Origin of the sequence: Actinocatenispora sera, assembly GCF_018324685.1 — a bacterium.
Taxonomy (GTDB): Bacteria; Actinomycetota; Actinomycetes; order Mycobacteriales; family Micromonosporaceae; genus Actinocatenispora; species Actinocatenispora sera.
This window is the reverse complement of sequence record NZ_AP023354.1, coordinates 1984469-1997597: the sequence shown is the minus strand read 5'-3', so window position 1 is coordinate 1997597 and position 13129 is coordinate 1984469. Positions and strand designations below refer to the sequence as shown.

13 protein-coding genes are annotated in these 13129 nt (G+C 70.9%); 6 read left to right on the top strand and 7 right to left on the bottom strand.

The annotated features are described in order from the left end of the window. The first annotated feature begins 80 nt into the window (after positions 1-80). Positions 81-2186, top strand: coding sequence for an acyltransferase family protein (locus Asera_RS09565; RefSeq protein WP_030446593.1), 2106 nt, complete (start codon positions 81-83; stop codon positions 2184-2186). Positions 2187-2192: 6 nt separating this feature from the next. Here the strand turns inward: Asera_RS09565 and Asera_RS09560 are convergent, their stop codons facing one another. The 3 genes from Asera_RS09560 to Asera_RS09550 form a co-directional block, all read right to left on the bottom strand. Further along, a complete protein-coding gene (locus Asera_RS09560) occupies positions 2193-3026 on the bottom strand; it encodes a GSU2403 family nucleotidyltransferase fold protein (RefSeq protein WP_030446592.1) in 834 nt (277 codons plus the stop codon). Continuing rightward, entirely contained in the window at positions 3007-4044 is a 1038-nt protein-coding gene (locus Asera_RS09555; RefSeq protein ID WP_211255595.1) for a hypothetical protein, read from the bottom strand. Before Asera_RS09555 ends, Asera_RS09560 begins: the two co-directional genes overlap by 20 nt. Positions 4045-4217: 173 nt before the next feature. Next, positions 4218-4454: a GntR family transcriptional regulator gene (locus Asera_RS09550; protein WP_051802308.1), complete on the bottom strand. Its 237-nt coding sequence runs from the start codon at positions 4452-4454 to the stop codon at positions 4218-4220. A 198-nt stretch (positions 4455-4652) separates the two neighbouring features. Between Asera_RS09550 and Asera_RS09545 the strand changes: the two genes are divergently transcribed. Beyond that, the gene (locus Asera_RS09545) at positions 4653-4877 is read left to right on the top strand and encodes a hypothetical protein (protein WP_212804543.1); all 225 of its coding nucleotides are present in this window, start codon (positions 4653-4655) and stop codon (positions 4875-4877) included. 108 nt (positions 4878-4985) lie between these two features. On the opposite strand, the gene Asera_RS09540 is transcribed toward Asera_RS09545, so the two are convergent. Beyond that, complete coding sequence (locus Asera_RS09540) at positions 4986-5852, bottom strand: CAP domain-containing protein (protein WP_157034837.1); 867 nt, start codon at positions 5850-5852, stop codon at positions 4986-4988. A gap of 194 nt (positions 5853-6046) precedes the next feature. On the opposite strand from Asera_RS09540, the gene Asera_RS09535 reads away from it, so the two are divergent. Then, on the top strand, positions 6047-7417 hold the full coding sequence (locus Asera_RS09535; protein WP_030446588.1) for a C39 family peptidase: 1371 nt from the start codon (positions 6047-6049) through the stop codon (positions 7415-7417). Positions 7418-7572: 155 nt separating this feature from the next. On the opposite strand, the gene Asera_RS09530 is transcribed toward Asera_RS09535, so the two are convergent. Beyond that, a complete protein-coding gene (locus Asera_RS09530) occupies positions 7573-7833 on the bottom strand; it encodes a DUF4229 domain-containing protein (RefSeq protein ID WP_030446587.1) in 261 nt (86 codons plus the stop codon). A 13-nt stretch (positions 7834-7846) separates the two neighbouring features. Further along, positions 7847-8263: a hypothetical protein gene (locus Asera_RS09525; protein ID WP_030446586.1), complete on the bottom strand. Its 417-nt coding sequence runs from the start codon at positions 8261-8263 to the stop codon at positions 7847-7849. A gap of 129 nt (positions 8264-8392) precedes the next feature. Here Asera_RS09525 and Asera_RS09520 point away from each other — a divergent pair, with 129 nt between their 5' ends. Continuing rightward, on the top strand, positions 8393-8959 hold the full coding sequence (locus Asera_RS09520; protein ID WP_051802306.1) for an arylamine N-acetyltransferase family protein: 567 nt from the start codon (positions 8393-8395) through the stop codon (positions 8957-8959). Positions 8960-9089: 130 nt separating this feature from the next. Continuing rightward, a complete protein-coding gene (locus Asera_RS09515) occupies positions 9090-10268 on the top strand; it encodes a peptidoglycan recognition protein family protein (RefSeq protein WP_030446584.1) in 1179 nt (392 codons plus the stop codon). A 142-nt stretch (positions 10269-10410) separates the two neighbouring features. On the opposite strand, the gene Asera_RS09510 is transcribed toward Asera_RS09515, so the two are convergent. Continuing rightward, entirely contained in the window at positions 10411-11046 is a 636-nt protein-coding gene (locus Asera_RS09510) for a hypothetical protein (RefSeq protein WP_051802305.1), read from the bottom strand. Between the two features lie 328 nt (positions 11047-11374). Between Asera_RS09510 and Asera_RS09505 the strand changes: the two genes are divergently transcribed. Beyond that, a complete protein-coding gene (locus tag Asera_RS09505; protein WP_157034836.1) occupies positions 11375-12868 on the top strand; it encodes a C40 family peptidase in 1494 nt (497 codons plus the stop codon). Positions 12869-13129: the final 261 nt, after the last annotated feature.

The following is a 13129-nucleotide window of genomic DNA, read 5'->3' as shown; positions in this document are numbered from 1 at the left end:
CTGAGTGGCATCTCGCACTGCACGAGGCGTCGCCAGGCAGTGCCCAGTCGGCACACATCCCGCGTTGATACCGGAGAGGCATGGACGTCCAGCAGACATCGATCAGCGACGACCGATCCGCCGCCGCGCCAGCGCCCGCCCGCGAGCCGGCGGCGTCGCCGAAACCGGCCCAACCGCACCGGTTCCGTCCGGACGTCGAGGGTCTGCGCGCGGTCGCCGTGCTGGCCGTACTGGGCTACCACGCCGGCATCGCCCGGCTCGGCGGCGGCTACGTCGGCGTCGACGTGTTCTTCGTCATCTCCGGTTTCCTCATCACCGGAATGCTGGTACGGGAGGCGGAACGGCGCGGCACGGTGTCGGCGGCGTCGTTCTATGCCCGGCGTGCCAAGCGGTTGCTGCCGCTGACCGTCCCGGTACTGGTGGCCGTGGTCGTGGCATCCTGGTGGGTGCTGTCGCCGGTGGGCGGCAAGTCGGTGTTCGTCGACGTGATCACGGCCGGGCTGTACGTCGTCAACTGGCGGCTGGCCGGCCAGTCCGTCGACTACTCCGCGCTCGGCGCGGACGCGAGCCCGGTGCAGCACTTCTGGTCGCTCGCCGTCGAGGAACAGTTCTACCTGGTGTGGCCGGTCGTGGTCATCGCCGTCGCGCTGTGGTGCCGGTACCGGCACGTCGCGTTGCGGCCCCGACTGGTGGTGGCGCTCGGGACGCTCGCCGCCGCCTCGTTCGCCTACGCGGTGGCGCAGGTCGCCGACGCCGCCGGCGCCGCGTACTTCTCCACCCTGACCCGCGGTTGGGAACTCGCCGCCGGCGGGCTGCTCGCGCTGGTCCCGCCCGCCGCGTTCGCCCGGGTACGGCGGTTCGCCACGCCGGCCGCGGTGCTCGGCCTGGCCGCCATCGCGATCGCCATCGTCGGGTACAGCGACGACACCCCGTTCCCCGGCACCACCGCGCTGCTACCGGTGCTCGGTACCGTCGCGGTCATCGCCGCCGGCACGGCGGTCGTCGACACGGCGCCGGGACGGCTGCTGTCGCTGCCGCCGGTGCGCTACGTCGGCCGCATCTCCTACTCCTGGTACCTCTGGCACTGGCCGGCGATCGCGCTGGTCACCGCCTGGTTGGGCGATCTGCCGTCGTCCCAGCTCGCGGTCGTGGTCCTGCTGTCCGGCATCCCCGCCGCGATCAGCCACCACCTGGTCGAGGACCGGCTGCGGCACGCCAGGTCGCTCGCCCGGCCGCGTCGCGCGCTGCCGCTCGGGCTCGCCTGCACCGCGGTGTCCGTGCTGGTCGGGGTCGGTGCGTTGGTCGCGGTGCCGACGGTGCCGTTGGCCTCACCGCAGCACGCGATCGGCGCGAAGGCGCTGAAGCACAGCGACGGACCGCAGCGCACCGCCCGCGCGCTCGCCCCGGTACCGGACAAGGCGGTGCAGGACGACGGCCAGGCGCAGGACGACCACTGCCTGGTGCGGCAGAAGGAAACCCGCACCCCGGGTGACTGCGTGTACGGCGACCCGCACGGCGACACCACGGTCGTGCTGTACGGCGATTCGCACGCGCTGCAGTACTTCGCGGCGATGGACAAGATCGCCAAGCACCGCGGCTGGCGGCTGATCGCGCTCGGCAAGGCGGCCTGCACCCCCGCGCAGGTCAGCACCTACAACTACCAGTTCAAGCGGGAGTACTCCGAGTGTGACGACTTCCGGGACGCCGCGCTGAAGCGAATCAGCGCCGAACATCCGGCGCTGGTCGTGACCGGCAACCTCGCCACCGAGTCGGTGATCGAGGACGGTCACCGGCTCACCGGTGACGCCAGCGCCGACGCGCTGCGCGACGGGTACGTCAAGACGCTGGACGAGCTGCGCGACACCGGCGCCAAGGTCGTGGTCATGCACGACAACCCGCGGCCACCGGACGACATCCCCTCCTGCGTGTCCAAGTCGATGCGCGACCTGACCAAGTGCGCCTTCTCGGAGAGCACGGCGCTGGACTTCGAACCGGTCAACGCCGAAGCCGCCGACGCGGTGCCCGGCGTGCGGCTGATCGACGTGGCGCCGATGCTGTGCCGGGACGGTACCTGTCCGGCGGTGATCGGCAACGTGCTCGTCTACCGCAACGACGCGCACCTGACCGCCACCTACGTCCGCACCCTCACCACCTGGCTGTCCCACCAACTCCCCACGGTGACCTGAAACAGTTCAGCGGAGACTCGCCAGGAGATCACCGGCCAGCAGTGACACGGCGACGGCAACCTGTTCGGGCTCGCCGACACCTTCTTCGGCCCGCCCGGCCATCGCTGAACCGAGTGCATCCGGGCCTGCCGCGAACAGGGAATCGAGATGTTCCAATGCTTGCCGAGTGACCTCGCCGCACAACTGGTCGGCCCGCAAGCGTTCGAAGGATTCCTGAAGAGTCGAGGTGCCGATTGCCCGGAGCAACCGATAGGAGTCATGGGCGTCTTTGTCGTTGAGCCGGGTTGGGCTTTCGGACCGCTCTGCGATCTTGTGTAGCTTCGCGACCAGCAGCGCGGCCGGGCCGGCAACGTTGACGGTGACGACACGACCATCGCCAGAATCGAGACTGGGGACCGCCAGTTGGTCGTGGTCGATCAGAACCGCCTCCAGCCCCCGGGCTCGTCGGGTCGCTCGCTTGTCATGCGGCGGAATCCGAGCGCCGCGGGCCTGCCGTCCGCCGGGGCCGGCAAGTTGTTCCGGAACCATGAGGTCGACCGGAATGCCATCCTGATTGACCCAGGCCCCCGGCTGCCCGTTCGAAGCCGGTAGGAAGCCCGCGTCTTGCATGGCAGCCTCCACCCGGGGCATGTCCGCGAGAAGCCGCGGATCGAGCGCGACGTCGCTGTCCTTGGTTGCTTCCGCGAGAGCAACCTCGATGCCGCCGGTTCTCAGATAGACCGCTTGGGCCCCAATGACGATGACGGCATGGCGCTGCTCGGCAAGGGCGTCGAGCGCATCCAACAGGGCCGCCCGAGCACGGACCAGCAGGTCGGCGCGTTCATCGCCAGGCGTTTTCATTGCGTTTCATCCAATCCAGGAGTTCGGCTGCCTCGGCGGGTGCCCGACCAGGCCCCGTCATCAGGTCGACGGCCACCTGGGCTGGAGCGGCCACAGTGAGCCCGTCGAGAGCTTGCACGGTGCGGGCAAGCGCGACCGGGTAGGCCGGCCGCGCGATCAGAACGTTGGCGCCAGCATCGGTGGCGCGGGCACCCCACGCGGCTGCAGCTCGGTCGGGGTCACGGGCGTACACCATGACGGATCGGACGGGCGCATACGGCTGCCACGCTGCGGCCGCCGCGGAGCCGGTCAGCGCGTAGTCCTCCACCCCCGCGCCACGGATCTGGTCGAGTAGCGTCGGCAGACCGCGAGGAGCGATGTAGCGGGCGACCGAGTTGGTCCCCAGGAACTGATAGTCCGCACTCCAGCGTTGGAGCAGCGTGGGCCAGTCGGGGACGCTGATCAACCCGGCATCGTCCCGCCGCGCCAGATCCTCAGACTCCAGATATGCCAGCACCCGATATGCGGAGCCGGTCGACACGGCGGCAACACGCACCAAGTCGCGGATCTTCCACGGCCCAGTCGCATCGACCAGCGCTCTGACGACCTTGGCCGCGGGCTCTCCGGCGAGGGTTCCGCGAGGCCGCCCGGGACCACGCCACGGATCCCGGTCCGCGCCCCGATCCGAGAGAAACAGGCCCGGCTCGTCCGCACGCACCAGCAGGTTCCCGGATGCATCCACATAGGACAGACCGGCCTCGGCGAGACGCTTGCGGGTGGAGTTCGAGAGGTATCGGGACACGATCAGGCCAATGCTTCCCGGGTAGCGAGAGAGCAGCCGGCTGAGCCGGTCGCGCATCGCAGCAACGTCCCGCGGCTCGACCACGCCCTTCGCCTCGACGATCACGGCGACCTCGGCACCGTCGGGCGACCGCAGCGACAGGATCGCGTCGGCGCCCTGGTCTGCTGGCTGCCGCGCCTCGTCAAGCGACAACGCCCAGGTCGACGGCAGCCGCTGCTCGATGACCTGCGTCGCCACCGAGACCAGCTCACGGTCGGTTGGTAGTGGCGACCCCTCAGTCATGTTCAGATAATAGCCCTGTTCCGCCGCGGACGGAGAATGCCTATTTCCCGAACGCTAGTAAATCGTACATACTACACACGTAACCATCGAACGGGCCGCCGTACGTGGCTTGCCAAAAGCGGTTAGCGCTACTCCTTGACCCAAGAGCCACGCGCCGCCGCTGTGATGATGAGTTCCTTGTCGCGCAATGCCTCCAGGGCATGCCGGACGGTCGTCCGAGCCACGCCGGTCTCCTGCACGAGGGTCGTCTCGCTCGGCAGCTTCTCCCCCGGCTTCAACTGTCCAGACCGGATCATCTTCTCCAGCTGATCCGCGATCTGGCGATAGACCGGTGTCGGGTCCTTGATATCGACGGTGATCGCCACGCCGACAAGCGTATGCGCAGGTCAGACGTTATACCTGTCTGCTTTAGCGTACTCAACGTAGACAGGAGATACAAGTTGCTCTATGCTGAGGACATGAGATGAGGCGGCCCTCGGGGAGCCCGGCACGGCGCCCCGAGAGCCTGACCGGTATTGGAGGTACCGGCTGTGGCGAAGCCTAAACCAACTGCGACATACGTGTTGTCCGCGGACGATATCCGGGCGGGCGATCAGGTGTTCATCTCGCCGGCGGCCGGAGTGCACGGGCACGGGTGTTGGTGGGGCATGGTGGTGTCGCGGATGCCGGCGCTGGTCAACGGGGCGGTCTATCTGCGGGTGGTGCCGGTCGACGAGATCGCCGACAACGCCAAGGTCACCACGTTCTACGCGCGGCTGTCCGAGCTGCTGGTGCGGCGGATGCCGTGAGCGTGCCGATCGCGCTGGGTTGGCTGTTCAGTCTGGTACTGGCGTTCGTGCTCGGCGCCGCCCACGCCCACCGCGACCGGTAGCCGGGTCGCGCCGGCCGTCGGCGGCTCACACGTACCCGAACAGCTCGGTCCAGTAGTAGCCGTAGCTGCCGCCGCGGGCGAAACCGATGCCGGTGGCGTGCGAGTCGCAGTTCATGATGTTGGCGCGGTGGCCGGAGCTGTGCAGCCAGGCCTGCACCGCATCGTGCGGGGTGCGCTGGCCGGCGGCGATGTTCTCCGCGGACGGCTGGTCGTAGCCGGCGGCCTTGGCCCGGTCCCACGGGGTGCTGCCGTTGGGCGCGGTGTGGTCGAAGTAGTTGTGCGCGGCCATGTCCTCGCTGTGCGCGCGGGACGCCTTGGCCAGCCGGGAGTCGTACCGCAGGGCGCCGCAGCCGGCGGACTTCCGCGCCGCGTTGATCTCGATCAGCACCTGCTGCTCGTACTGGCTGGCCAGGCTGGTGCCGGTCGACTCGGGCGACGTGCTGGACCGGGTCGAGTGCGAGGCCGAGTGGCTCGGTTTCGCGGACTTCGTCGCCCGCTTCGACGGGCTGGCCGACGCCGACGGCGACGTGGACGTCGACGCGCTCGGCGACCCGGACGGGGTGGTACGGGCACCGCCGCGGCTGGCGCGGTCCGGCGCGCCGCGCCCATCGTCGACGCCGAAGGCGGTGCCGACGACGCCGTGCGGGTGCTGGTGCACCCAGTGCCACCCGTACCCGCCGGCGGCGGGCACGGCGATCGCGAGCGTGACGGCGACCAGTACCGCGATGCGGCGGCCGCGGTGGCGTCGGGTGCGGTGCCGGCCGGGGCCGGGCGACGGCGTGCCGCCGGTCGGCGTACCGGTTTCGCCGGGTGGTGTCCAGCCGAAGTCGCGGAGGGTGCGGCGGATCTGCGGTGTCTCTTCGGCCCGTGCCGATCGGCGTGCCCCGCGCATCGCGTCACCGTATCGGGCGAACTGCTGGCAGCGCAGCCCATAGGTGGCGCGCGCCACGTGCGGTCATACCCGGACGATCGGCCCCTCTTTGCCCGGTAACGAGAAATCTTCCATCCAACCGAAGCCCTGGCGAAAGTTCTCGACCTGGAGAATAGTGACGGGCGTCGTGGAACCTTTGCGCATATGGAGCTGCAATGACACGTTCCCTCTCGGTCAGCAGACGCACGCTGCTCGGTGGCGCGGCCGCGGTCACCGGTGCACTGGTCGTGCCCGGTAGCGCCCTTGCCGCGCCGAGCCGCAACGCCGCCACCGACGACGTCCCGATCAACTATCACGCCCACACGAAGTTCGCCGACTGGCTCCGCGGCCACAACGACGGCACCGTGGCGTGGCCGGGTCGCCGGCCCGGCGTGGTGATCGCACGTCCGGTCGGCACCACCAGCTACACCGACCCGCACACCAGCACCACCCGCGAGTACGAGTACGCGACGTGGACCTCGCCGGTGTACAAGCTCGACTTCGGCGCCACCGAGCTCGTCGCGTCGTGGAACGCCGACACCCCGGAAGGCACCTGGATCCAGATCGAGATGCAGGGCAGCTACACCACCGGCAACAAGACCCCGTGGTACGTGATGGGGCGCTGGACGGCCGGCGACAGCGACGCCGACATCCGCCGTACCTCGCTGGACGGCCAGGGCGACGAGTGGTCCGGCGTGTACACCGACACGTTCGCGGTCGACTCGGACGACGCCGCGAACGGCGTGCTGCTCACCGACTACCAGCTGCGGCTCACGCTGTATCGGCCGAAGGGCAGCCACGCGACCCCGCTGGTGTACCGGCTGGGCGCGTTCGCGTCCACCATCCCGGCCCGGTTCGACGTGCCGGTGTCGACCTTCGGCCTCAAGCACGGCGTGGAGATCGACGTCCCGACGTTCTCGCAGGACATCCACGCCGGCCAGTACCCGGAGTACGACAACGGCGGCGAGGCCTGGTGCAGCCCGACCTCGACCACGATGGTCCTGTACCGCTGGGGCAAGGACCCGACCGCCCGGCAGCTGGCGTGGGTCGACCCGAGCTACGCCGATCCGCAGGTCGACTACTCGGCCCGGTACACCTACGACTACCAGTACGAGGGCTGCGGGAACTGGCCGTTCAACGCCGCGTACGCGGCGACGTACGGCGGGCTGGACTGCATCGTCACCCAGATCCGCTCGCTGAACGAGGCGGAGCGGCTGGTCGCGAGCGGCATCCCGGTGGTCTGCTCGGTGTCGTTCTACGCCACCGAGCTCGACGGCGCCGGCTACAACACCTCCGGCCACCTGCTGGTGATCGTCGGCTTCACCGACGACGGCGACGTGATCGTCAACGACCCGGCGTCGGCGGACGACAGCAAGGTGCGGCACGTGTACAAGCGGCACCAGTTCGAGACGATCTGGCTGCGCACCAAGCGCCACCTGACCAGCGGCGGCACCGGCAGCGGTTCCGGCGGCGTCGCCTACCTGTACAAGGCCTCGCACCTGCCGTGGCCGAAGCCCACCGACCGGCACAACCCCAACTGGGGCTGACCGGCAACCGCCACCGGCTGCGGCGTCTCGCCCGGACGCCGCCACCGGCCTCTCGGGTACGCACCCGAGCGTCCGGCCCGTCGGGCGTCGCGTTCCCCCACGCGGCGACCGGCGGGCCGACGGTCAATCACGCTGGCGCCGGCCGGCGTTCGGGCCTACTTGTCGTCGTTCTCGTCGTCGCCGGAGAGCGCGGCGCGCAGCCGCTGCTTCTCCTCCTTGCGCCGCTGCACCGAGCCGTCGATGCGCTCGGCCATCTGCTCCCGCCACTTGCGCAGCGCGAAGTAGGACAGCGGCATCGAGACGACCAGCGCGATCATCAGCGTGACGAACAGGTTGAGCCCGAACGGATACACCACGGCACCGATGACGACGAACAACCCGATCCGCCCGAGCGTGTACTTCACCGCAGGGCTCACCGTCGTGTCTCCCTCACTCCACGAAACGAATGCCGTAGAACCAGATCGGCGCGTAGACCAGGACGCCGACCGCGGCCCCGACCGAGCCGGTGACCAGCGCCGGCAGCCCCGACGCCAGGTAGGCCAGCCCGTACCCGGCGGCGCCGCCGACCAGGATCGCGAGCAGCAGCGCGATCAGCATGATGCCGAGCCGGGAACGCACCCCGCGCCAGGCCCGGAAGTCCTCGACGTACAGCCAGAGCGCCAGGATCGCGATCAGCCAGCCGCGGGACGAGCCCACGTCGCCGACCCCCACCAGCGAGCTGAGCACGTCGATGACGGTCAGCGCCAGGAACGCCACCACCAGCCAGACGACCGCGGCGGCGATCAGGTCGCCGAACCGCGCCACCCGGCCGTCCGGATCGCGGCGCGGAAACTTCGCCCGCTCCATCGCACTCCTGCCCTCGCCGACAGCTGTCGGGCCTGCTGCACGGTCCGCACCTCACCAGCCCCTGACCGAGGGTACGCGGGCCGCCCGGCACCCCCGTCGGCCGTCGTACCGGTCGGGCATGATCGCGCCGTGACCGAGGCAACCGAGTACCTGCGGCGGATCGGGCATGCCGGCCCGGTGCGGGCCGATTCCGACACCCTCGCGGCGCTGCACCGCGCGCATCTCGCGACGGTGCCGTACGAGAACCTCGGCATCCAGCTGGGGCGGGTGCCGGCGCTGACCCGCGACGCGCTGTTCCGCCGCGTGGTCGAGGAGCGCCACGGCGGTTTCTGTTTCGAGCTGAACGGCGCGTTCGGGCTGCTGCTGCGCGAGCTGGGATTCTCGGTCCGGCTCGTTCGCGCCGCGGTCAACCGGCTCCGGGACGGCGAATCCGCCTGGGGCAACCATCTCGCCCTGCTGGTCGGCACCGAGCGCGGGCCGATGCTGGCCGACGTCGGCTTCGGCGACGGGTTCCTCGCGCCGGCCGGGGACACCCGCGAGCTGACCGACGTGGACGAGTTCGCCGCGGTCCTGGCCGACGAGTTCGGGCTGCCCCCGCTGCCGCCGGCCGACCTGGCCACCCTGTGGCGCCGCGCCGGCGAGCAACAGGCCGCCTGGAACGCCGCGCAGCGGTTCCGACCGTCCGAACTGCGGTGATCTGGGAGGCGGCAGGTCACGATTCGGGGGTGGGTGTCCGCACGGGGGTCGCCGCGGCCCCGATTGACAATATTCTCCGGTGTCGGCACCACTTCCCGCATATCTCTGCCATAGCCGGAAGGGACCCCACATGACCCCACCCCAGCACGGCATCAGCCGCCGCACCGTCGTCCGTACCGGCGTCGGTGGCGCGGCCGTCGCCGGCGCCGCCGGCCTCGGACTGCTCGCCGGCGCCGACGCCGCGCTCGCCGACTCCAGCGCCACCGCCGCCGACGCCGCGGCGCCCACCACCAAGATCCCGTGGATCATCGACTGCGCCGGCTGGGACGCCCGGTTCGTCCCGGACAGCGACCTGACCATCCGGTACGGCACCACCCGCAAGATCGTGGTGCACCACATGGCGTTCCCGAACGTCACCGACTACTCCGAGGAACATGCCAAGCAGCTGGCGCGCGACTGCCAGGACCTGCACATGGACCACAACGGCTGGGCCGACACCGGCCAGCACTTCACCGTCAGCCGCGGCGGGTACGTGCTGGAGGGCCGGCACGAGTCGCTGCCGTCGCTGGAACTCGGCACCCAGCAGGTGCAGGGCGCGCACTGCGTCGGCGAGAACACCCAGTCGATCGGCATCGAGAACGAGGGCACCTACATCACCGAGACCCCGACGGTGAAGCAGTTCGCCTCGCTCGTCCGGCTCTGCACCACCATCTGCCAGCAGTACGGCATCCACGCGTGGAACATCTTCGGCCACTGGGACTGGAACAACACCGACTGCCCCGGCATCGCCTTCTACCGCGAGTTCCCGACGCTGCGCCGCGAGGTCGCCGCCGCCTGCGGCGAACGCCTGGCCGACGTGCCGGCCCGCACCTGGCCGGACATCTTCACCTCGTCCGCCGGCTCGACCGTGACCACCCTGCAGTACCTGCTCGTCGCGAACGGGTACGACACGGTGACGCCGAACGCCGCGTTCGACGCCGCGACGCTCGCCGCGGTGCAGGACTTCCAGGCCAAGCACGGCTTCGAGGTGGCCAGCGACGGTACCGTCACCCAGCCGACCTGGGAGGCGCTCGCACCCCGGCTGCTGCCGCACGCCACCGGCGACGCGGTGAAGGCGGCGCAGAGCATCCTCGCGCACAAGGGCTACGACGTGACCGTCGACGGCACCTACGACGGCGCCACCCGGCAGGCGGTACGCCAGATGCAGCGGCTGCACGGGCTGCCGCCGAACGGGCTCGCCGACACCACGACCTGGTGCGCGATCCTGGGTGGGATCGTTCGCCAGGAGTTCTCCAACCTGCACCACTGATCCGCGTTGCCGATCAGGGGGCGGGGAACCCAGCTCGGGCGCGCCGCCCCCTTGACAACCCCCTACCGGGGAACCAGAGACGAGATCCTGACCCCGCCCGGCTCGCTTCGGAGCGTCGGGACGGGCTCGGCGGCGTCGGGGGTCAGGTGAAGACGGACTGGGGCTGGGCGCGGCGGGCGGCCGGTGGGGTGGCCGGGCCGTAGTCGTGGACGGTGGTGAAATCGGGGGCGCGGTGCACCGGGGTGCCGTTGGCGTCCCAGATCAGCTCGGCGACGTGCTGCGGGTCGAAGCCGTCGGCCGGGACCAGCAGGTCGGCGACGCCGAAGTCGAGCAGCAACTGCGCCGTCGACTCCGGGTGACTGGCCAGGTCGCACCCGATCGTGACGGTCTGGTCGAACAGCAGCCGGCACACCGCGAACAGCTTGAGGATCTCCGCCGGCGACACCTGGTGCCCGTCCGGCCCGGCCGCGGCGCGTACCGGCGCGAACACCCGGGCCGGCTCGTCCCGCAACGCGAGCAGCTCGGCGACCCGGTCGGCGGCCGGCTGACCCGAGGCGTACTGCCAGGTCAGCACGTGCGGCGTCGCGGCCGGATCGGTGACCGGCAGGAAGCTGGTGACCGCGCCGGCGGTGGCCGTGCGGCGGGCGTGCGCGAGGCCGCCGAGCCAGGACAGGTCGTCGCCGCCGAGCAGTGCGACCCCGTCCTCGGCGGTCAGCCGGGCACCGGCGGCCAGCCTGGCCTCGATGTCGGCGCGTACCGACAGTTCTGGCGCCGCCATGGCGCAACTCCTCTCCCCGCCACCGACCTGCGCCGGCACCGTCTGCGACTCGTACCGACGAGCCTACGAGCCCGGTCGCGGTGGATCGGGCACCCCCCTCGGACGTCCGCACGGCACCTCCTGCTCACAGGCTTTTGTGACCGGTGATCGGTGGAAGGTTCGCGGTGGGTGCCGTACCGTGGTGACCGCCTTGGCGAGGTTCATCAGGGTCTGCGGTCGAAGTCGACAACGGCGGCCGCGGCGCGCAGCTTGGCCGCGGCGATCGGGCCCGGCGACCGTGATGCGGGATGGTGACATGCGGAAAGCGGCACGGCGGACAGACCGCAGGATGCGACGGCGACCGTGGTTGGCGGCCGCCGGTCTGGCCGCGGTCATCCTGTTCGCCGGCGGCACCGCTGCCGCGACCGGCCCCAGCACCGCCTCCGCCGCGCCGAACGCCACCGGCGCCTCCGCCGTGGACGGCGGCACCAGCGGCGCGCCGGCCGCACCACCGGACGCCGGCGCCAGCCCGCAGACCGGCGGCCCGGTGGTCCCCCCCAGCACCGGCAGCACGCCCGGCAGCACCGGCCGGCCCGCCGCGGGTACCGACCCGACCGGGCCGCTGAGCAGCCGCATCGCCACCCAGACGGTCAAGGTGCAGACCCTCGCCGAGCAGGCCAAGCAGGCGCAGGACCAGATCGACACCGCCCAGTCGAACGTGGACGCGGCGAAGCGCAACCTCGACGTGGCCCGGGAGGAGATGAACTACTTCCAGGGCCGGGCCGGCGACAACGGCAGCAAGGCGTACCGCAGCGCGGCGAAGATCCCGCGGCACCTCGACCCGTCCGCCCGGGAGTACCGCCAGCTCGCGAAGCTCGCGCCGTGGCTGGCCGAGCCCGGCACCGTGCAGGGCAGCTCGGCCGGCGCGTCGTACCGGCAGGCCAAGAAGCTGTACGCGGCGGCCGACGCGGCCTACCAGAAGGCGCTGAAGGACCAGCGCACCGACAAGGACCGGTACGCGTCGCTGCGCAAGCAGCTCGATCAGGCCAAGGCCGACCTGAAGAAGCTGCAGGACCAGAACAACGCCTCGCTGTCGACCCTGCAGCAGCAACAGCAGCAGGCCGCCCAGCAGTACCGGGGCACCATCGGTGGCGCGGTCGACGGGATGCAGGCCAACGCGAAGGCGCTCGCCGCGGTCAGGTTCGCGGTGCACCAGGTCGGCAAGCCGTACGTGTGGGGGGCCGAGGGGCCGAACGCCTACGACTGCTCCGGCCTGGTGCTCGACTCGTACCAGCATGCCGGGGTGGCGCTGCCCCGCATCGCCGACCAGCAGTACCGGGCGACCGCCGGCTCGCCGGTGCCGCTGTCCAAGCTGCTGCCCGGTGACCTCGTCTTCTACGGCAACACCCCCGGGGTGTCCACCTCGATCTACCACGTCGCGATGTACGTCGGGCACGGGAAGATCGTGCAGGCGCCGACGTTCGGTATCCCGGTGCAGGTCGTGCCGCTGTCGCTGGGCGGCTTCTACGGCGCCACCCGGGTGGTGCCGGCGGTGAAGAAGAAGCCGACCAAGCCCAAGCCGCCGGCCTCCCCCGGCCCGTCCCCGTCGGGTACCTCGCCGAGCCCGTCGCCGTCCGGCTCCACCGGGGCGACCCCCGGCGGCCCGTCGACCTCGCCGTCGGGGTCCACGTCGCCGTCCACCTCGCCGTCCGGTGGCGACGGGGACGGCACCTCCCCGTCGCCCAGCTGTTCGGCGAGTCCCTCGCCGTCCGGCTCCGGTTCGCCCAGCCCCAGCCCGAGCCCCAGCCCGTCGGGGTCCGCGAGCCCGTCGCCGACCTGCTGAATCACCCCACCGTTGAACGCACCGGACACTGCATGCCGGTACCCGACCGGTACGGTCCGTGCGGGAGGTCGGCCGGGTCCCATGATGTGGGCAAACTGGGTGGTCCCTGTCAAATGAGCGCCGCCGATGCCTCGTAGGCTCACGGGGCCGGGTCGATGGTGACCGGGCAGCGTGACGTTCCCTTCGACGGGCCATGCGCAGCGTGGGCCTGATCGCGGCGATATGGCACCGTGAAACGGAGCGTTTGCCGGAAGCCTTGGG